Annotated in this window: 35 protein-coding genes; 28 read left to right on the top strand and 7 right to left on the bottom strand. The window is 66.7% G+C overall.

The window, feature by feature from the left end:
* Window positions 1-4: 4 nt before the first annotated feature.
* Genes ABDW61_RS12315 through ABDW61_RS12295 form a run of 5 tightly spaced genes read right to left on the bottom strand, consistent with a single transcriptional unit; the run spans window position 5 to window position 2,555 of the window.
* Window positions 5-442: a hypothetical protein gene (locus ABDW61_RS12315; protein WP_343638988.1), complete on the bottom strand. Its 438-nt coding sequence runs from the start codon at window positions 440-442 to the stop codon at window positions 5-7.
* Window positions 439-717, bottom strand: a complete 279-nt coding sequence (locus ABDW61_RS12310) for a hypothetical protein (protein WP_343638987.1) — start codon at window positions 715-717, stop codon at window positions 439-441. Before ABDW61_RS12310 ends, ABDW61_RS12315 begins: the two co-directional genes overlap by 4 nt.
* Entirely contained in the window at window positions 714-1,892 is a 1,179-nt protein-coding gene (rdgC, locus tag ABDW61_RS12305) for a recombination-associated protein RdgC (RefSeq protein WP_343638986.1), read from the bottom strand. Before rdgC ends, ABDW61_RS12310 begins: the two co-directional genes overlap by 4 nt.
* Before the next feature lie 2 nt (window positions 1,893-1,894).
* Window positions 1,895-2,182, bottom strand: a complete 288-nt coding sequence (locus tag ABDW61_RS12300; protein WP_343638984.1) for a hypothetical protein — start codon at window positions 2,180-2,182, stop codon at window positions 1,895-1,897.
* Between the two features lie 13 nt (window positions 2,183-2,195).
* The gene (locus tag ABDW61_RS12295; protein ID WP_343638983.1) at window positions 2,196-2,555 is read right to left on the bottom strand and encodes a hypothetical protein; all 360 of its coding nucleotides are present in this window, start codon (window positions 2,553-2,555) and stop codon (window positions 2,196-2,198) included.
* Between the two features lie 194 nt (window positions 2,556-2,749).
* On the opposite strand from ABDW61_RS12295, the gene ABDW61_RS12290 reads away from it, so the two are divergent.
* Window positions 2,750-2,890 (top strand): hypothetical protein, encoded by a 141-nt coding sequence (locus ABDW61_RS12290; protein ID WP_343638982.1) that lies wholly within the window; start codon window positions 2,750-2,752, stop codon window positions 2,888-2,890.
* A gap of 152 nt (window positions 2,891-3,042) precedes the next feature.
* On the opposite strand, the gene ABDW61_RS12285 is transcribed toward ABDW61_RS12290, so the two are convergent.
* On the bottom strand, window positions 3,043-3,246 hold the full coding sequence (locus tag ABDW61_RS12285; RefSeq protein ID WP_343638980.1) for a hypothetical protein: 204 nt from the start codon (window positions 3,244-3,246) through the stop codon (window positions 3,043-3,045).
* A gap of 3 nt (window positions 3,247-3,249) precedes the next feature.
* The gene (locus tag ABDW61_RS12280) at window positions 3,250-3,504 is read right to left on the bottom strand and encodes a hypothetical protein (protein WP_343638978.1); all 255 of its coding nucleotides are present in this window, start codon (window positions 3,502-3,504) and stop codon (window positions 3,250-3,252) included.
* Between ABDW61_RS12280 and ABDW61_RS12275 the strand changes: the two genes are divergently transcribed.
* The 27 genes from ABDW61_RS12275 (at window position 3,503) to ABDW61_RS12145 (ending at window position 17,504) form a co-directional block, all read left to right on the top strand.
* Window positions 3,503-4,237 carry a hypothetical protein gene (locus ABDW61_RS12275; RefSeq protein ID WP_343638976.1) on the top strand — a complete coding sequence of 245 codons (735 nt, stop codon included), beginning with the start codon at window positions 3,503-3,505 and terminating at the stop codon, window positions 4,235-4,237. The two genes, ABDW61_RS12280 and ABDW61_RS12275, sit on opposite strands and share 2 nt — an antisense overlap.
* 470 nt (window positions 4,238-4,707) lie before the next feature.
* Window positions 4,708-4,908: a hypothetical protein gene (locus ABDW61_RS12270; protein WP_343638974.1), complete on the top strand. Its 201-nt coding sequence runs from the start codon at window positions 4,708-4,710 to the stop codon at window positions 4,906-4,908.
* Window positions 4,909-4,969: 61 nt separating this feature from the next.
* Complete coding sequence (locus ABDW61_RS12265; RefSeq protein WP_343638973.1) at window positions 4,970-5,626, top strand: hypothetical protein; 657 nt, start codon at window positions 4,970-4,972, stop codon at window positions 5,624-5,626.
* Window positions 5,627-5,787: 161 nt separating this feature from the next.
* Window positions 5,788-6,147 carry a hypothetical protein gene (locus ABDW61_RS12260; protein ID WP_343638972.1) on the top strand — a complete coding sequence of 120 codons (360 nt, stop codon included), beginning with the start codon at window positions 5,788-5,790 and terminating at the stop codon, window positions 6,145-6,147.
* Window positions 6,144-6,788, top strand: a complete 645-nt coding sequence (locus tag ABDW61_RS12255) for a hypothetical protein (RefSeq protein ID WP_343638970.1) — start codon at window positions 6,144-6,146, stop codon at window positions 6,786-6,788. Before ABDW61_RS12260 ends, ABDW61_RS12255 begins: the two co-directional genes overlap by 4 nt.
* Window positions 6,789-6,792: 4 nt before the next feature.
* Window positions 6,793-7,038: a hypothetical protein gene (locus ABDW61_RS12250; RefSeq protein WP_343638969.1), complete on the top strand. Its 246-nt coding sequence runs from the start codon at window positions 6,793-6,795 to the stop codon at window positions 7,036-7,038.
* An 81-nt stretch (window positions 7,039-7,119) separates the two neighbouring features.
* On the top strand, window positions 7,120-7,299 hold the full coding sequence (locus tag ABDW61_RS12245) for a hypothetical protein (RefSeq protein ID WP_343638968.1): 180 nt from the start codon (window positions 7,120-7,122) through the stop codon (window positions 7,297-7,299).
* A gap of 93 nt (window positions 7,300-7,392) precedes the next feature.
* On the top strand, window positions 7,393-7,635 hold the full coding sequence (locus ABDW61_RS12240) for an acyl carrier protein (RefSeq protein WP_343638967.1): 243 nt from the start codon (window positions 7,393-7,395) through the stop codon (window positions 7,633-7,635).
* A 12-nt stretch (window positions 7,636-7,647) separates the two neighbouring features.
* Window positions 7,648-8,466 (top strand): ERF family protein, encoded by an 819-nt coding sequence (locus ABDW61_RS12235; RefSeq protein WP_343638966.1) that lies wholly within the window; start codon window positions 7,648-7,650, stop codon window positions 8,464-8,466.
* Window positions 8,467-8,476: 10 nt separating this feature from the next.
* Entirely contained in the window at window positions 8,477-10,381 is a 1,905-nt protein-coding gene (locus ABDW61_RS12230; protein WP_343638965.1) for a YqaJ viral recombinase family protein, read from the top strand.
* On the top strand, window positions 10,378-10,590 hold the full coding sequence (locus ABDW61_RS12225; RefSeq protein ID WP_343638964.1) for a hypothetical protein: 213 nt from the start codon (window positions 10,378-10,380) through the stop codon (window positions 10,588-10,590). Before ABDW61_RS12230 ends, ABDW61_RS12225 begins: the two co-directional genes overlap by 4 nt.
* Entirely contained in the window at window positions 10,587-10,823 is a 237-nt protein-coding gene (locus ABDW61_RS12220; RefSeq protein WP_343638963.1) for a hypothetical protein, read from the top strand. Before ABDW61_RS12225 ends, ABDW61_RS12220 begins: the two co-directional genes overlap by 4 nt.
* Window positions 10,820-11,059, top strand: a complete 240-nt coding sequence (locus ABDW61_RS12215) for a hypothetical protein (RefSeq protein WP_343638961.1) — start codon at window positions 10,820-10,822, stop codon at window positions 11,057-11,059. Before ABDW61_RS12220 ends, ABDW61_RS12215 begins: the two co-directional genes overlap by 4 nt.
* Window positions 11,056-11,349, top strand: a complete 294-nt coding sequence (locus ABDW61_RS12210; RefSeq protein ID WP_343638959.1) for a hypothetical protein — start codon at window positions 11,056-11,058, stop codon at window positions 11,347-11,349. The genes ABDW61_RS12215 and ABDW61_RS12210 overlap by 4 nt, the downstream gene beginning before the upstream one ends.
* Window positions 11,346-11,663 carry a hypothetical protein gene (locus ABDW61_RS12205; RefSeq protein ID WP_343638957.1) on the top strand — a complete coding sequence of 106 codons (318 nt, stop codon included), beginning with the start codon at window positions 11,346-11,348 and terminating at the stop codon, window positions 11,661-11,663. Before ABDW61_RS12210 ends, ABDW61_RS12205 begins: the two co-directional genes overlap by 4 nt.
* Window positions 11,660-11,791 (top strand): hypothetical protein, encoded by a 132-nt coding sequence (locus ABDW61_RS12200; RefSeq protein ID WP_343638956.1) that lies wholly within the window; start codon window positions 11,660-11,662, stop codon window positions 11,789-11,791. Before ABDW61_RS12205 ends, ABDW61_RS12200 begins: the two co-directional genes overlap by 4 nt.
* Before the next feature lie 139 nt (window positions 11,792-11,930).
* On the top strand, window positions 11,931-12,413 hold the full coding sequence (locus ABDW61_RS12195) for a hypothetical protein (RefSeq protein ID WP_343638955.1): 483 nt from the start codon (window positions 11,931-11,933) through the stop codon (window positions 12,411-12,413).
* Window positions 12,406-13,089 carry a hypothetical protein gene (locus ABDW61_RS12190; RefSeq protein ID WP_343638954.1) on the top strand — a complete coding sequence of 228 codons (684 nt, stop codon included), beginning with the start codon at window positions 12,406-12,408 and terminating at the stop codon, window positions 13,087-13,089. The genes ABDW61_RS12195 and ABDW61_RS12190 overlap by 8 nt, the downstream gene beginning before the upstream one ends.
* Complete coding sequence (locus ABDW61_RS12185; protein ID WP_343638953.1) at window positions 13,089-13,358, top strand: hypothetical protein; 270 nt, start codon at window positions 13,089-13,091, stop codon at window positions 13,356-13,358. The genes ABDW61_RS12190 and ABDW61_RS12185 overlap by 1 nt, the downstream gene beginning before the upstream one ends.
* Before the next feature lie 2 nt (window positions 13,359-13,360).
* Window positions 13,361-13,603: a hypothetical protein gene (locus tag ABDW61_RS12180; RefSeq protein WP_343638951.1), complete on the top strand. Its 243-nt coding sequence runs from the start codon at window positions 13,361-13,363 to the stop codon at window positions 13,601-13,603.
* 1 nt (window position 13,604) lies between these two features.
* A complete protein-coding gene (locus ABDW61_RS12175; protein ID WP_343638949.1) occupies window positions 13,605-13,796 on the top strand; it encodes a hypothetical protein in 192 nt (63 codons plus the stop codon).
* Between the two features lies 1 nt (window position 13,797).
* Window positions 13,798-15,201, top strand: coding sequence for a metallophosphoesterase family protein (locus tag ABDW61_RS12170; RefSeq protein WP_343638947.1), 1,404 nt, complete (start codon window positions 13,798-13,800; stop codon window positions 15,199-15,201).
* Window positions 15,198-15,539 carry a hypothetical protein gene (locus ABDW61_RS12165; protein WP_343638946.1) on the top strand — a complete coding sequence of 114 codons (342 nt, stop codon included), beginning with the start codon at window positions 15,198-15,200 and terminating at the stop codon, window positions 15,537-15,539. Before ABDW61_RS12170 ends, ABDW61_RS12165 begins: the two co-directional genes overlap by 4 nt.
* Window positions 15,532-16,059 (top strand): DUF551 domain-containing protein, encoded by a 528-nt coding sequence (locus ABDW61_RS12160; RefSeq protein WP_343638945.1) that lies wholly within the window; start codon window positions 15,532-15,534, stop codon window positions 16,057-16,059. The genes ABDW61_RS12165 and ABDW61_RS12160 overlap by 8 nt, the downstream gene beginning before the upstream one ends.
* The gene (locus tag ABDW61_RS12155) at window positions 16,056-16,187 is read left to right on the top strand and encodes a hypothetical protein (RefSeq protein ID WP_343638944.1); all 132 of its coding nucleotides are present in this window, start codon (window positions 16,056-16,058) and stop codon (window positions 16,185-16,187) included. The genes ABDW61_RS12160 and ABDW61_RS12155 overlap by 4 nt, the downstream gene beginning before the upstream one ends.
* Complete coding sequence (locus ABDW61_RS12150) at window positions 16,180-16,434, top strand: hypothetical protein (RefSeq protein WP_343638943.1); 255 nt, start codon at window positions 16,180-16,182, stop codon at window positions 16,432-16,434. The genes ABDW61_RS12155 and ABDW61_RS12150 overlap by 8 nt, the downstream gene beginning before the upstream one ends.
* Before the next feature lie 8 nt (window positions 16,435-16,442).
* Window positions 16,443-17,504, top strand: a complete 1,062-nt coding sequence (locus tag ABDW61_RS12145; RefSeq protein ID WP_343638942.1) for an integrase — start codon at window positions 16,443-16,445, stop codon at window positions 17,502-17,504.
* The last annotated feature ends 2 nt before the right edge of the window (window positions 17,505-17,506 follow it).

Below are 17,506 nucleotides of genomic sequence, written 5' to 3'. Positions count from 1 at the left end.
TGCTTCATGCGGTCTCCTCGGCCTCGGCGCGAAGGGCCTCGATTGCAAATTGGGGGACGTGGTATCCGAGATTGCGCAGCAGGATCAGCGTCTTCGCACACTCGGCGGCCGAAACATCGTTGAGCGTTTCGCCGTCGTGCGGGAGGTTGAGAGCGCGGCTCGGGATCAGCCGCAGCGACGCGTAATGAAGCCGGTTCCATCCCGCCACAATGGCAAAGAACACCGACGCGCAGAGCCTGGCGGTGCGCGAGGGATAAACCACTCGCCTCTCGGCCTGCACGTACTCACCGCCGAACCGAGGTATCCAGCGGTAAGGGAATTCGGGGATCGGCGGGATCAGACGGCGGCGTCCGGCGACGTGGGTCGTCCAGTAGCCGGAGACGTTCTCGTAGACATAGACGTCGCTGCGGAAGTTGTCCGAGGACCAGCGGCAGTAGCTCATGCCGACACCTCGCGCTCGGTCTTGACCTGCTCGGGCGGCTTTGCGTCCGGCGGCAGCTTGCGGAGCCAGTCCTGGGCGAAGTCCGCCTGTCCGGGCGGGCAACCGACGCCAGGCTGTCCCAGCTCCGCGTACTCCGCCTCGCAGCGCCAGATGCGGCCGAACTGGGAGTGCTCGCCACGGAACTCGATCACTCGGACGACGAGCCCGACGTTGGGGCTTTCCTTGCCACGCATCCCGCCGATGACCTCGCAGAGGTCGTCCTTCTTGATGGTCATGGCGTCGGCTCCGTGAGTTCGATCGCGGCGGCGAGCACGTATCGGCCATCAGGCCCGGGCGGCTCAAGCACTCCTTCGGCGACCATGCGATCGAGCAAGCGAGACGCGCGGTTGTAGCCAAGCATGAGCATCCGCTGCAGCAGAGACACTGAGGCCCGGCGCTGTGCGCGCACGATCTCGACTGCTCGGCGATAGATGGGGTCCGGGCCGTCGCCGGACACATGGGGAGGCACCGCTTCACGAGGCGCGTGCTCGGCGGCGATCTTGGCGCTCTGCCCGATGAAGTCGAGCTCGCCGCCCAGCGCCTCGATCAGCGCGGGGATCAGGCGCGAGAGCTCGCCCGTGGCCAGCGCCGCGTCGACGTCGAAGGCCTCGTCCTTGGCCGGCTTGTCGCGGCCATCGAAGACCACGTCCAGGAACTTCACGCCCTTGATCTGCATCGAGTCCGTGAGGACGAAGCTGATGCGCTCCTTCCAGGTCATCGCGAGCCGCGTCGGCATCTTGCCGCCGGTGAGGTGGTCGCGGACGTCAGCGCGATCGAGGTTGTGGCGGGTGAAGCGCACCGCGGACTTCATCTCGTCGGCGGCCTTCAGTTCGAGGTCGCGGTCGATCGTGAAGCCCTCGGGCGGGATGCCGTCCATCAGCCAGGCGCCCATGCACGCGGCCGGCGCCTCGGCGCTCTGCAGCAGGTGGAGGTTGATCGACGGGTCCGCCTTGACCAGCATCGTCACGACCTCGTCGGCCTTGCTCACCGAGCCCGCATCCACCATCAACAGGCCCAGCGTCGGGTCGATCCAGACGCGGGCATGCGAGGAGGTCGTGAAGGCGCGCGGCAGCAGCTCCAGCGTCACCTGCTCCTTCAGGTCGGTCTGCGCCTTCTTGCCCGGCCGGCGGCCAGTCTCCTGCTCGATATGGTCGAGGCGATCCTCCAGAGCCTCGCGGATCACGCTGGCGGGAAGGATTCGCTTCTCGGCGCGGAGTGTCAGCAGCCACTGGCCGTCGATGATCTCCAGGAGCGGCGATTCGCTGTCGCCGCGCGGCGGGACCCAGCCGACCGACAGCGCCTGCGTGGCGCCGCACGGCGTGAAGGCCTCGCGCTCGAGCGACTCCTCGAAGAGATCTGCTTTGGGCGTCCAGTCCTTGGACAGGCGGTAGATGATCAGGGACTTGAGCATGATCAGCCCCCCACCGATTCGCAGTGCTCATCGACCGCCACACGCAGCGCGTCAGCGTCCATCCCGTGGGCCTTCGCCGCGGTGTGGAGCACGAGCGACGCGGGGGCCGACGGATCGAGACCCAGGGCGTGCAGGTAGGCGGTGACCGCCGCGTCCTTCACGACCTGCTCCACCGTCGCCGCGGACTGTCCGAAGTGGGATGCGGTGAGCTGGATGGCGTGAAGCCGCGGGTGATGCTGCAGCAAGGCGCGGAAGTGCTCCGCGATCTGACGACGCGAGTAGATGGGCATGATTGCTCCGGGGTCAGGCATTGACGGGGCGGCGGCGTGCCGCGCGCGGGCGCTTCTTGCGCACCACTTCGAGATCCAGGTCCCACAGCAGCTTCTGGACGAAGCCGGCGTGGCGGACCGTCGTCATGACGGCCTCAATCTGGCGGGCTCGCTCTTCCCACAGGACCGCGCGCAGCTTGCTCACTTGGCTCTGGCTGATGCCGGCGGCGCGCGCGATTTGCTTGTCGGTCCGGTCGTCGTGTCGGAAGGCTTCGTTGAAGCACTTCGTATGCGACCACCGCTCCAACTGATCGGCCGTCAGCAGCGCGACCTCGAATCCCTCCTCGGCGTCCTGAGACGCCTGAGAAGTACGGTGATTTCCAGTGCTTTCCAAAGGTCCACACTGGTTTCTGCTGAGACTCTCTCCCATGGTTGCGAGCTCCCACTCAAGGTTGATACGACTTCGAGGCTCATGACCTCGCGGAGACGCCCAGGCCCGTCCGTTCCCACCAGGAGTGGGAGACGGCTGACGGGACCTTCTGGACCTGGGCGGCTCCGCGAAGACACACGGACGAAAGGAGCGAAGAGATGGCGACGCAGAAGGACATCGAATGGGCGAAGGAGGCGTGGCGCGAGACGCTCCGGCGCTGCCTGCGCTCGCTCGCCGCGCAGTTGGAGACCGATGCGCGCCACCTGCGCGCGGCCGAACTGAAGGCGAAGCCGAAGTGATCGAGGTTCAGCAGATTCGTCAGGGGACCTCGGGCTGGCCCTGTGAAATCTCCCGCTCTTCCAGCGTCCTTGGCGGTGGGGTGCTTCTCCCCGGATGGCTGGCGGGCCCCATCTGCTATGGGGTGTGGTTCGTTGGGTCGCGCGGCCGACATTCAGACCTCCACCCGGTCCAGCAGGTCCGCGATCGGGTTGGGCACCCTCGCCACGGCGTTGCGCGTCGGCGCGCGACCGCCAGCCCAGCACACCGGCCGGCACGGACACTCGACGGCGCTGCACTCCCAGTCCTGTGCATCCATGGCCTTGCGGCTCTTGGAGCAGGTGGCGCACTTGTCGGGCTGGTCAGGGATGGCGGTCATGGTTCAAGCCACCTGCCCCACCAGCGCCGATTCACGGATGGACCGCTGGCGCTTGGCGTTGTCGGTGAGCGGCAGCCAGTCGAGGACCACCTTCCCGGCGCAGACCGCGACCAGCGCGTCAGCGAACCCGAGTTCGATCTGCTTGTGGCCGTAGGCCACCTGCGTCAGCACTCCGCGAGTGGTCCCCGCGCGCGCGGCCAACGCGTCCCGGTCGGGGACTGCCATGCCGAAGAAGTAGTCATAGAAAGGTCCATGCATGCGCCGCAGTTTACCCATAGGTAATTTGTTTGCAAGCGAAATCGTGCACCCAGGGGTAAATCGTGGCAGCTATCGTCCCGCGATGGACATCCGAGCACTCCACGCAGCGCGCCAGCGCGCCCTCGCGGCGCTCGCGGCCAAGTACCCTTCCCAGAAGGAGGCAGCTGCCGCCATGGGGATGCCTGCGTCCTATCTCAGCAGGGCGCTGAAGGACGAGGGCGAAGCCGACGCTCGCCGCCCCATGAAGGCGATCGGCGACGAGATGGCTCTGCAGATCGAGTCCGCGCTGGAGCTCGCGCCAGGACACATGCTCTTCCCCGAGGAGCTACGCTTGGGGGAGCCGATTCCGGCCCGGCCGCGCAATGCGACCAGGCCGCCCGCGGAGATCCGGGCCCTGGGACTTGGGCCTGATGAGCTGACGGAGTTGCTCGCGCAGCTGCTATCCGCGGTGTCGGACGAGCGACGGGATGTGGTTGCGGACCTGTGCGCCACCTTCGCCAAGTCTCCTGACAGCCGGATCGCCCGCGAGCGGCTGGCCAAAGAGCTGCAATCCTTTCACCCCCCCGAGTTGCGTACCTGGCGGGCCATGGCTGAGGAAACGCTCACGCACCTCCAAAGTGCGCGCAGGAGCATGGCGCCTGACGTCCTACTGGACGCCATAAACTCCGCATACCGCGCAACGCTTGATCTGAATCAAACGCAGGCCGCACAAGCCCCAGCGGGCCGGTCGTGATGTGGTTCACGCGCAACCACACCCTTGGGGGATAACTCCGGCCGCCGCACGTTGAATCAATAAAACAGGCGCCACTTTTAGCAGTCGTGGTGCATGGATCAGGAATCCAAGCCAGGCGTCTCCGTCCAGGGGGACGTCACCCAGTTGGGCTATACGGCCGACGGGGATGTGGTTCTACAAGTCGCAACAATGCCTCCTCCTAAAGAAGTCGGCATTCCGTGCCGCGTCAAGGGTTGCGGGGCTCTGAACTGGGCTCACGCGCCCGTTTGCCGCGGATGCGGGAAGGACCGGCGGCCTTGGCGTCGGCGCGCCTATCGAGCGCTGGTCGTCGCACTCCTACTGGCGATTCTGGCAATTCAGCTTGACGCCATAAAACGGATTTCCTGACCGATTCCCGACATAGTATTTTCCATTACATCCCGCCTTGCCGGGCGGCTGAAGATGGAGGCTCGCTGGGAGTTACAACAGTCATGGAAAAGCCAGATAGCAATCCTTCGTCCATCGTCAAGCGCATCCTTGATGCGCTGCCCGCTGAAGAACTTTCGGCTCGTGAGACAGCGCTAGCCAAGCTGCCGAACCTCTACGTGGGCGGCGACATCGAGAACCTGGGCGTCACGCTCAGCGGTCCGATCACGTTCAGCGTTCAACAAGCGCCCAGACGCAAGCCCTGAACTGTCAGAATCCGGGCCGCCTGCCTACGCAGGCGAAACAGTTGATATAGGGAGAAACACAGTGCTAAGGAAGGTGTGGCGCCGCGCGCTGGTCGAGCGCAAGCGTGCGCGCAGGTTGGTCACCGAGCTGCGTTGGTTCGTCCTGAGTCGCAAATGGGCGCCTGTCGCCGAGCGAAAGTCCGGCGAGATAACGAAGCTGGTGGTTTTGGGCAACAGCATCACGAAGCATGGACCCCTCCCCTCAGCGGGTTGGGTGGGCAATTGGGGCATGGCCGCGAGCGCGCAGGACAGAGACTTTGCCCACACCCTCGGCGCGATGCTGCGGGTGCCGGTGACCGCAGTAAATGTGGCCTCCATCGAGATGGACCCGAAAGCTCCATTGCCGCAGGTCCAAGTCGACACCTCCACTCTGGTCGTGGTGGCCCTCGGCGACAACGGCTTGGCGGCGCGCTACCAGGACCTGCTGCGCCTCGTTTCGGGCGCCGGCAGCATCGCATGCACTTCGACGTATTGGCGCAGGCCCGTCGCGGATCTGGTGATGCAGCGGGCCGCCCGCTCCGTTGGTGCGACCTGGGTGCACATCGGCGACATCTACAAGGGCGCGCAAGGCGCCTGGACGAACATGGATGTTGCGCGCCACCCGGCAGACGCAGACATGCACGCGATGGCCCGCAGGGTCTTCGAGGCCGTGACGGCCGACGCGCGCTCCCCGCGCTGAACATCTCGCCGGGAGGTCCTCCCCCGGCTCCTCTCCTCAAGCCACACGTGCACGCCTCTAGGTGTTTACCCTAGTTCGCCACAATCATTTACCTACAGGTATTGCTCAACTTATTACCTACGGGTAAATTACGTCCATCGCAACCCAACCTGGGAACGCAGATGGATGCCACTGAACTCCAGGCCGAGCTGGCCGCCGCGAAGGCGACCCTGGCCACGCTGACCGAGACGGTCAACCGCCACCACGCAGACTACATCGAACACCGCGCGAACGCCGCGGCGGCGCGCAACCTGGGCGCCGTGCAGAAGGCCCTGGCCGCATCGGTGAGGTCGAAGCAGGACCGCGACAACGTGGCCGTGATGCGCAACCGGCAGGAGCGCCTGATCGCGCACCTGAACGACCAGATCGCGGAGGGCCGCGAGACTCGTGAGAGTCACCTCGAACTGTTCGACCGCGTGCGCCGCGTCACCGCTGAGGTGATGCCCTTCCCCGCCGTCAACCACGCTCCGGAGGCCGCATGAGCGCGCGCAATGTCGGGTGGTTCATGGCCGGCGTGCTGGCGGTGATCAGCGCATCGTGCGGTGGCGGCGGAAGCAGCGCCGACCCGGCGCCGACGCCGCCCCCTCTGCGCGCCTTCTCGAACGTGGTCGTGGCCGGCAACAGCCTGTCTACCCTTCCGACCGATGCCGGCTACGTCCCCGGTTCCAACGCGTGGGGCCCGGGCGGCTGGGGCATGGCGGCCAGCGCTCCCGAGAAGGACTACGTCCATCTGCTCGCGGCGAAGCTGCAGGTGCCGTTCATCGCGATGAACCTCGCCGAGAACGAGCGCAACCCGGATGCGCCGCTGCCCGCCTTCACCGTTGGCGCCGGGACGGTCGTGATCCTGCAGCTGGGCGACAACGGTTTGCCGGCCAAGTACGCCGAGCTCGTCGCACGGGCCAAGGCCGGCTCGAAGCTGGTCTGCGTCTCGACCTGGGGGCTCAGCCAGGCTCTTCGCGACCGTGACGCCGTCATGCGACCGCTGTGCGAGTCCGGCGGCGGCCGGTGGGTCGACATCACCGACCTGATCGTCTCGCCCGAGAACGTCGGCGTCCTCGGCCACCCCGGTGACACCGGCATGGCGCGCATCGCCGATCGCATCAACGCTGCCCTCAAGGAGTGACCCCATGGCCTTCGCTCTGATCCGCCGCGCCATCGCGCCCGCACCCGCCGCTGCAACCCGCCGCATCGAGTGGCTGGAGTCCGACACCTGCCCGGGTGAACTGGACACGCCCGAGTCGGTGTTCCAGCGTGACCAGACCTACGACTCGTGGACGCCCACGTCTCTGACGCTCGTCGTCTTCGCCGTCATCGTCTTCTCGCTGATGGTCGTGAACTTCATCGCGCGCATCGCCGAGGCGATTCCTCGCTGACCCCTTCCACGGGGCGGCGCCCTGGGGGCTCCCGGGGATGCAACGCTGCCCCACCCTTTCGCTCATCAACAGGAGAACCTCATGGGCATTCGCGATTCGCGAACCACGCATCCCCGCAAGTCCGCCCGCCGCGAGCGCGCGCTGGAGCGACTTGAACGCCACATCGTCGAAGACAGCGCGACCGCCGCGCACATCGACGTGCTGCGCTCCCGCATCGGCAAGCCGCCTCGCGCGTGGCCGTTTCGGCTGATCCAGCCCTGACCGATCAACGGGGCGGCGACAGGTGCGGGCGGGATGCCCTGCAACAGGTAACCCTAGCTACCCCACCCCTCACCCCCTCAACGGAGCACCCTCATGCCCACGACCCAAGAGCGCCTCTTCAAGGTGATCGCCGAGCAGTTCGGCTACGACGTCAACGCGATCACGTTGGACTCTGACTTCAAGCGCGACATGCACGGCGACGAACTCGATGAGGTCGAGCTCGTGATGGCGATCGAAGACGAGTTCGACGTCGTGATCCCGGACGATGAGGGCCTGGCCTTCACCACGCCGGCCAAGGCGCTGGAGTGGCTCACGACGAACGGCGTCGCAGCCTGATCGGGAGCGACCATGAACGCCGTCACCCAACAAGAGAGCCTCGTGCTCGATCTGGAGCCGCGCGAAGCCGCGCCGGTGTCTGCGCAGTCCACGGGCGCCCTCGTCGCCAACTCCCCGGCAGCGATCATGCTCGCGGCGCTGGACAAGGGCGTCTCGCCGGCCGACCTGCGCGACATGCTCGCCATCCAGCGTGAGTGGCAAGCCGACCAGGCGCGCGCCGCGATGAACGAGGCGCTGGCCGGCTTCAAGGCCGAGGCGATCACGATCCTGAAGAGCAAACAGGTCGGCTACACCGGCCGCGATGGCGCCTTCGTCGGCTACAAGCACGCGGAGCTCTTCGATGTGGTGGCGGCCGTGGGACCCGCGCTGGCGAAGCACGGCATGTCCTACCGCTGGGATGTGAAGCAGACACCGACGTGGATCTCGGTGACGTGCATCCTAAAGCACAAGGCCGGCCACTCCGAGAGCGTCGAGATGGGCGGGCCGCCGGACGACTCGGGCAAGAAGAACTCGATCCAGCAGATCGCGTCGACCGTCTCCTACCTCCAGCGCTACACGCTCAAGGCCATCTGCGGCGTGGCCGAAGGCGGCGAAGACAACGACGGTCGCGGTGACACACCCGACGGCGAGAACCCGCGCACCGAGGCGCGCGCCGCGGCGACGGCGGAGATCTACCCCGCCGCCGACTTCGAACGCAACTTCCCCGCCTGGGAGAAGTACATCCAGTCCGGCAAGAAGACGGCCGACGACATCGTCCAGACGGTGAAGGCCAAGAAGCCCTTCGACGCCGAGCAAGAGAAGCAGATCCGCGCCATCAAGCGCGCGCAGTGAGGACCACACCATGCAAAAGCACGACCTGATCCAGGGCTCGCCGGAATGGCATGCCCACCGCCTCAACCACTTCAACGCGAGCGATGCTCCGGCCATGCTGGGCGAGTCGCCGTACAAGAGCCGCGACGCGCTGCTGCTGGAGCTGCATACCGGCCTGTCCGCCGACGTCAGCCCGGAGACGCAGCGCATCTTCGACGAGGGCCATCGCGCGGAAGCGCTCGCGCGCCCGCTGGCCGAGCAGATCATCGGTGAGGACCTCTATCCGGTCACCGGCACCGCGGGCAAGCTGTCCGCGTCCTTCGACGGCCTGACGATGCTGGATGACGTCGCCTTCGAGCACAAAAGCCTGAACAAGGACCTGCGCGCCGTCATGGTGGAAGGCTGTACCGGCGCCGACCTGCCGCTGCACTACCAGATCCAGATGGAGCAGCAGTGCATGGTCTCGGGCTGCGAGCGCGTGCTGTTCATGGCGTCGAAGTGGAACGGCGACGAACTCGCCGAGGAGCGCCACTGCTGGTACACGCCGAACCCGGAACTGGCCGCGCGCATCACCGCCGGCTGGGCGCAGCTGGAGCAGGACCTGTGCGACTACGTGCCCCCGGTGGCCGAGGCGCCGAAGCCCACGGGGCGCGCGCCGGAGACGCTGCCGGCGCTGCGCATCCAGGTCACGGGCGCCGTCACCGCGAGCAACCTCGACTCGTTCAAGGAGACTGCCCTCGCCGTCTTCAAGGGCATCAAGCGCGAGCTCACCACGGACGATGACTTCGCCAACGCGGAGAAGACCGTGAAGTGGTGCGGCGACGTCGAGGAGCGGCTCGCCGCCGCCAAGCAGCACGCGCTGAGCCAGACGGAGAGCATCGACGCTCTGTTCCGCACGATCGACGACATCAGCGCCGAGGCGCGCCGCGTTCGCCTGGACCTGGACAAGCTGGTGAAGGCCGAGAAGGATCGCCGGAAGGTGGAACTGGTCAGCGTGCCGACCAAGGCGCTGCGCGAGCACATCGCCGCCTTGAACACCCGCCTGGGCCGCGACCTGATGCCCGCCATCCCGGCCGACTTCGCGGGCGCGATCAAGGGCAAGAAGAGCTTCGACAACATGCAAGAGGCGGTGAACCTGGTCCTGGCCAACGCCAAGATCGAGGCCAACGCCATCGCGGACCGGATCCAGATCAACCTGGGCACGCTGCGCGAGTTGGCCGCCGACTACAAGAGCCTCTTCCACGACACCGCGACGATCGTCCTCAAGCAGCCCGAGGACCTGACCGCGCTCGTGAAGTTGCGCATCGCCGACCAGAAGGCGGAAGACGAGGCCCGCCAGCAGCGCCAGGCCGAGCAAGAGCGCATCAAGCGCGAAGCGGAGGAGTCCGCCAAGCGCGCGCGCATCGTGGGCCGCTTCGAAGAGCTCGACGCCCGCCTGCACTACGGCGACCGCACCGCGCTGGAGATCGACAACGTCCTGATGATGACGCGCTCCAACGTGCCCAGCGAGGACACCTTCGGCGCACGGCTCGAGGAAGCGAAGGTCCTGCACGCCCAGGTCATCGAGAAGCTGACCGCGGACCTCGCCGCCGCCCGGGACCGCGAGCAGAAGGCGCGCGACGAGGAACTGGCCGCGCGCGCGGCGGCGCCCGCGCCGGCGCCGATCGTTCCCGTGGCGGCCCCGGTGTCCCAGGTCCGCCGCCCCGAACCCGCCCCCGCGCCGGCCGATGAACAGCCGACCCTCACGCTGGGCACAATCAACGCCCGCCTGGGCTTCACCGTCACCGCCGACTTCCTGGCGACCCTGGGCTTCACCGCGACGCAGGTCAAGGCCGCCCGCCTCTTCCGTGAGTCCCAGTTCGGCGCCATCTGCTCCGCCATCGCTGACCACGCCCTGAAGGTCGCTGCGGTGAAGAGCCTGGAGAAGGCGGCATGAGCGCGATCACCATCCAAGCGCACGACGCCGCGATCCAGCCGGACGGGAGCCGTGAGATCAAGATCGTGGCTGACATGGACTTCGGTCAGGTCGGGGAACTGATCTCCGAGTTGGAAGCGTCCTTCAACCTGGAAGAGCTGCTCGCGAAGCACGCGGCTGACACCTTCGCGGAGATCCGTCGCAAGGCAGTTGAGGAGTCGGAGGCATGAGCGCGGCCATCAACGACGGCGGACCCGCCTTCCCCAACGTCCCCGATGGCGCTGGCGACAAGTGGTCGGACTGGGACAAGGGCCTCTCCCTTCGCGACTACTTCGCCGCGCAGGCGTTGGCAGGCATCGAGGCCTCTCAGGGCAACTCCGGCCACTTCGTGAGCACGGCTGAGAAGGTCGCCCTTCGCGCCTACGAGTTGGCCGACGCGATGCTGAAGGCGAGGGCCGCATGACACGCCACCGCATCACCAAGCCTTCGGCGAGCCTGGACCTGATCGCCAAGGCTAACGGCCAGAAGACCGGCGACGAGTTGCGCCTGGAGGCGCGTGACGCCCGCCACACGGCGATCCGCGAGATGCACGCCGCCGAGCCCAGGCCCCTCACCTCCCGCGAGCGTTGCCGCCTGCGGGCGGTCATGAAGAAGGCCGGGAAGGACCTGTTCGGCAAGCCGCTGGAGACCACGCCATGACCGCCGCCACCTTCGCCCTGATCGCGTCGGCCGTGAGTTGCCTGATCGTGGCGATCGCCATCGTCGTGTGGGTCGTCGCCGCGATCCGGCGCGCGCCGCTGGCGTCCGATGGGCCGATGCTCGCCGGTGCCCAGATCCCGCCTGGCGCCTCGTTCCACGACGTGGTCCTCATCGCCTCCGTTCAGGGAATCCTCTCCCACGGTGAGACGAAGGACCGAGACCCCGCCTACATCGCCACCACCTGCCGCGAGATCGCGGACGCGGTGACGGGAGTCAGGAGAGCAGCATGACCCTCTACGCAGTCCACATTCCCGGCCCGGACGAGTTGTTCGCGGCTCCGAGCCTGGAAGAGGCGGAGCGCGTTGCAGCGGCATACAACGCTGCATGGCGCGTCACGTATGCCGGGATGCAAGCCAACTCATCCTGCCCCGAGGCGATGCCGTCCATCGAGTCGACGCTGATGCGCGTGGTGCGCTGGCCCCACAGCGAGCCAGGGCACAAGATCGACGTCATGAAGTGGTGCCCGGAGGAATGGGGTGTGGCTCCGACACCGGAGCCATCGGTCGACGACAAGACGATCGACATGTTCGGGGGTGCAGCATGAGCACGCGCACGATCACCGCTCTCGCCCTCGTCGCCATGGGCCTCGGCGGCCTATTCGTTGGCATCGAGTACAGCGGTTGGGCCCTGGCCATCGGCCTCTGGATCGCTGCCGAGGAGCACGTGCTGTGAGCCGCCGCTCTCGCCAGCGCGCCAACGCCCGGCCGTGGACGAAGCCCACGCCCGAATCCCCCATCGACTGGAGCGCCCTGGCAGCTGACCTCGCCCGACGAGAGCAGCAGGCCCAGCAGCCGCAGAAAGGACAGCAGCAATGAAGATGGCCAAGGCCACCGAGAAGGACATCGACGCCGCTGGCGAAGCGATGGCCGTGCTCAACGACATCAGCAGCGGTTACTACCCGGCGAGCGAAGGTGAGGATGACGCGCCGACGTTCTTCTTGCCGGAGGACGAGCGCCACCTGCGCCGCTTCTACGATGCGATCAAGGCAACGTTGAACGCCTCGCCCGGGTGGCAAGGGCGCGTCATCGGCGGCATGTGCTACGTGATCCTCTGGGACAAGAACAAGATCGTCGACCCTGAGTCCGACACGCTGGATCTGCACCCGCGCTTCGAGCCCAAGACCGCCGAGCAGTTCGAAGCCACCGCGCGAGACCTGGCCAAGCGCGCCCGCGCTGCCGGCTTCGTCATCACCATCGACCAGCGGCCCGAGCCGCCCCTGGCGATGGGCCGCCACTCCGACGTCGTGACGATCCGTCCGACGATCGAGGTCCTGCGCGGAGGCGAGCATGCGTGAGCGCCCCATCCTCTTCAGCGCGCCCATGGTGCGCGCCCTGCTCGCCGGCACGAAGACGCAGACGCGGCGTGTCGTGAAACACCGCTGGCCGTACCTCTGGGGGCCGAACTACTACCCCTCCGGGAAGGTGCTGACCGACCTGCCGAACCAGCCGGGCGCCTTCATGGAGTTCCGGAGCCACGTGCAAGACACGCCGGGCTACGAAGGCAGCCCGTCGCCCTACCTGGTGCCTTGCCCCTACGGCGCGCCCGGTGACCGGCTGTGGGTCCGCGAGACGTGGCAGGCGGTGAACGGCACCGACAGGGCGAGGCACATTGTCACGCACCCGCGGCCGAACGTTGGCTGGCTCGAATATGCGGCCACGCCGCGCCTGGATGAGCCGGCCTACAAATGGCGTCCGTCCATCCACATGCCGCGCTGGGCCTGCCGCCTGGTGCTGGAGATCACCGGCGTGCGCGTCGAGCGGCTGCAGCAGATCACCGAGGCCGACGCGGGAGCGGAAGGCTGCGCGCCCTCCTGGCTCGACGCCGACGACAACGAGACCGTCCACGCCCACGCCCAGCCCACCTACTGCCAGGGCTTCGCCCGGCTCTGGCGCGACATCAACGGCCCCGACTCCTGGGGCGCCAACCCCTGGGTCTGGGTCGTCGAGTTCCGCCGCGTGGAGGGCGTGTGATGCGCCACTTCCCCGACGTCTTCCCCTGGGCCAATCCGCCCTATCCGCCCGTCCATCAGGAGCGCAAGACCTTCGCGGACTACTGGGACGCGATCTTCGGCCGCCGCTTGCGCTTCACCCGCGTCGAGTACGACGGCGGTTGGGTGCTGTGCCCGCCCGAGGACGCCGAGGCCTACATCGACCCAGAGCACCGCGACGAGTACCGCGTCACGGACGTCTACATGACCCAGCGCCAGTTCGACGCGCTGCCCGAATTCCAAGGATTCTGACCATGACCCCCATCCAACTCGAATCCGTCCGCGCCGCGCGCCTGCAGCTTCTGGATGCTGGCGACGAGAAGACCGCGAAGCTGCTGGACTGGGCGGTGAGCGCTGAGCCGATCGCCGATGACGAGGTGCTGGTCGCGCTCAAGCGTCCGGAAGGCTATGAGGACGTCCATCCGCAACTGGTCGCCGAAGACCTGCTCGGCGCGAACCGCGCGATCGAGTACCGCACGATCACGAAGGAGTCCTGACATGCTGACGACCATCTACGTCCTGACCTGGCGCTACAGCGATGGCAGCGACCACGGCGTCATTCGCGCCTTCACATCGGAGGCAGATGCACACGACCTCCACGACCTGCTCGTCGAGCACTCGGGGACCAAGCAGTTCGACGTCGTGGAAGTTGGCCTTCAAGAGGTCGACCTGGAAGATGAGGAGTCCTGACATGAACCCCACCCAAGCACAGGCGCTGCAAGCGCTGAAGGAAGACATCAAGTCGGAGCCGGTCGAGATGATCGCCAAGTGGCGCGTGCTCGACTTGATCTCTGACGCGATCTACGCCCTCTCTTCCCCCTCCTCCACCGTCATGGACGAGAAGGGGGAGCGGGAGGCTTTCGAGAAGTGGCGCAACTGGTTCGTGAACGAAACCGGGTTCATGCCGAATGAAGCTGACGCATGGCGGGCCCGCGCCTCCCTCACCGCCCCCGCACCATCTGCGGCAGAGCCGGTGGCGCCCGGTTGGACGTCGCAGGAGATCAACGAACTCCGCGCAGAGGCCGCTGGTCACGAGATCGCGATCGGTCACCTGTCCGCGCTGGTGGATGAGGCAACCATCCTGCTGCGCGACCTGCTGAAAATGGTTCGTGAGTGCTACGACGAATGGGGCGGCGGAATCGAGGACGGAGAGATTCCTCTCGTGGACCAATGCCAAGCGTGGGTCGACGCGCGCCCGATGGATTCGGCGCAAATGACGCTCGCCGCCCCTCCTGCCCCGCAGCCGACCGAAGCCGGGACTAGCAAGTCGAATGAGTTGCGACCGCTCCCGTATGGACCCAACGACATCGAATGGCTCAAATTGATTCACGGCACGCTGCCGAAGTTGCTGAAGGCGGCTGAGGTCGATCGGCAAGGCGCTGATTTGGTGGTGGTCCTCGGCGATCTGATCGTTCGTCTCGAAACGGAGCGACATGAACGCGCCGCCCTGAAGGCTGAAGCGCCGGTGGCTGAGCCTGTAGCGTTCACCGATGAGCACGTCAGCTACGCCGCGCGGTTCGGTGGCTTCTGCCGCGATTGCGCCGACGAGTCTGGCGTCTGCCCTAACAGCGGCCTTCCGTGCGGCAACTCCGACAAGGCCATCCGACACGTGTTCAGGGCGATCTCCTACGGGGTCAAGCACGGTTTCATCAGCAGCCCATTCGCCACCCTCAAAGCCAACACCCCCGCTCCTTCGGATGAGCCCGTGGCGCTGACCGAGCACGAACGCGAGATGGACCAGGCATTGGCCGAGCGCGACGAACGCGAAGAGGTCATCAACGCCATCCTCGACGAAGTGCTCGGCCTCGATCGTCCTGAATGGTCCAGCGCCTACGGCTTCGGGGAGGCCATCGAGGACGTGAAGACGCGCATGTGGGGTCTCTCCCACCCCGCCCCTTCCGCTGCCGAGGATGCGAAGGACGGGGAGCGCAAGCCGCTGACGAACGAGCAGGTCATGCACGTTGCGGACGACCCGGCCGTGTGGGTCGGAGGCATGTCTCGCCAGACCGTTTTCAACCTCGTGCGCTTCGCTCGCGCCATCGAGCGCGCGCACGGCATCACCGACGCCGCCATGGCGAAGGGAGGCGGGGAATGAGCACCATCGACCCCGGCGGCTGGATCAAGGCGGGCCGACACCTTCCGCCCGAGATGCGCGACTTCCACGACGCCAAGGACTTGTTCAAGGCGATCCACGAGCGCGCGGAGGTGGACAAGATGGGCGGCCCCGGTTCCATCGATCCAATCGCCGCCCAGTGCTACGTGATGGACGTCTTCCTGTGGTTCATGGCCCGTCGCGGCTACACGCTTCAGAAGAGCCGCGCCAAGCTGGCATTCCGCGACCTTGCCGCCGATGTCAAAGAGTCCAACGCTCAACGCCTCGCGCGCCAGTTCGAGCTCATGCACGCGATCAACAAGGGCCCAGCCAATGACTGACCAGACCACCCACCAGCAGGCGCGGTCGCCTCAGTTCGATGAGCGCGCTGAGCGCTTAGCGTTCGCGCAGTGGGACACCATGACGAACTCGCTCTCGCCAGCCATGAGCGCATTCGTCGAGGGCGATGACCGCAACATCCACCCGAACGCCATTGACCGGTGGGAGGCGTGGAAGGCATCCGCCCTGCGCGCGTCGCAGGGCAACTATCCGGCCGCGCCGGAGAGTTCAAGCGAGTCGCCTCGATGGATCAGCGTTCGCGACCGCATGCCGCCTGACGGCGACGAGGTGCTGGTCTGCGTCGATTACGACGATGGAAGTGGCCCCTACGTCATGCTCGATCGCTGGGCGATGCATCACGAAGACCCGCTCGGAATGGGCGGCCCGACCATTGAAACCGGATTCGACTGGGACAACAACGATCCGCACGATGTGTCCCACTGGATGCCCCTCCCCGCCGCCCCTTCTCCTGGCGCTGAGGGAGTCGTCAAGCAGGACTTGACCAGTGGGGGCCCGACGTGAAGCGCGCCGACATCCCCGCCAACTGCTTCGCGGCCGGCTTCCTGATCACAGCCGGGTTGTTCGCGATCCTCGCCTTCCCGTTCGTGGTCCTGGCCTACGTGCTCGACAAGGGAGACAGCCATGGCTGACGCGCCTAGGCATCCGAGCGTTGTGCTCTCGGTCGGTGAGATTGAGGAACTGACGCGCTACAAGCGCGCCGCCGATCAGCTTCGGGAACTGCATGATCGCGGCTTCAGTCGCGCCTACGTGCGCGCCGGTTCCGTGGTGCTCGAGCGCCCCCACTTCGAGGCCGTGTGCCGCGGCACCGTGGAGAAGCCTCGCGGCCGTGTCACGCCGCCGGTGGTCGCACCGCGACGGACGGGGACGCGCGGATGAAGGGGCCAGTGAAGGGCGTCCAGATCAAGGGGGGGCGGTACTACCGGGTGAAGGCGGACGGGGCGAAGAGACTCTGGATCCCGCTCACGAAGGTCAGAGAGGGCCTCCCGGCCTTTTACACCGCGCTCGCCGACTCGCTCGGCCGGGACTCTCGCGACGACACCATGCCGAAGCTGGTGGCAGAGTGGCAGACGGAGGTGATGGTCAAGCACTCGGCCAAGACCCAGATCGACGAGAAGCGCCGCGCGAGCGTGATCGCGGAGAGCTTCAAGACGCTGGGCGCCGGCGAGGTGGAAACGCCGGACTGCTACGACTTCCTCAAGCCCTTCCAGCACATGGCGCGCACGCACGACCTGTTCCGGTCCCAACTGCGCAGCATCTTCCAACTGGCCGAACTAAAGGGCTACCGCAAGGCCGGAAGCAATCCCGTCTCCGCCATACCGACCATGGGCAGCGCGCCGCGCGACCGCTACATCACCGACAGCGAGTTGCGGCGGGTGAAGATCGGAGGGATCTACGGTGCCAACGGGCGGCGCACGCCCACCGGAATCAACCTGGCCTGCTTCCTGGAGGTCGCCTTCCTGACCGGAGCGGATGTCGGGGTGCTGCTGCGCCTGCGTGAGGAGCGAGACCCTGAGAACCCGGACGAGCCGCATGTCTGCGCCGATGGCATCTTCGTGCGCCGCGACAAGACCGAGCGGACCTCCCGGCCCGTGATCGTGGAGTGGACGCCGCGGCTACGCGCGGTGGTCGCCAAGCTGAAGTCCATCAAGGCCGCTCAGCAGAACAAGAAGCGCGCACAGCAACGCGTCGTTACCCCGTTCCTGTTCATCGGCATGGATGGGACACCGTGGACCTACGAAGCTCTGTCGTCGGCTTGGCAGAAGGCGCGCGCGCGCGCCAAGCTGCCGCCAACGATGCTACGGGACCTGCGCGCGAAGGCGGCCACGGACAAGGAAGAGAAGGACGGCATCACCGGCGCGAACGCGCTGCTGGACCACACGACGGAACAGCAGACGGCTGATTACATCCGCCGGAAGAAGGCGCGCAGGACCTCAGCGGCGGCATAAAA

It is taken from the genome of Roseateles sp., from assembly GCF_039595595.1.
GTDB lineage: Bacteria > Pseudomonadota > Gammaproteobacteria > Burkholderiales > Burkholderiaceae_C > Roseateles.
Note: the sequence above shows the minus strand (reverse complement) of the source record. Positions and strands in the feature narration are given on the sequence as shown.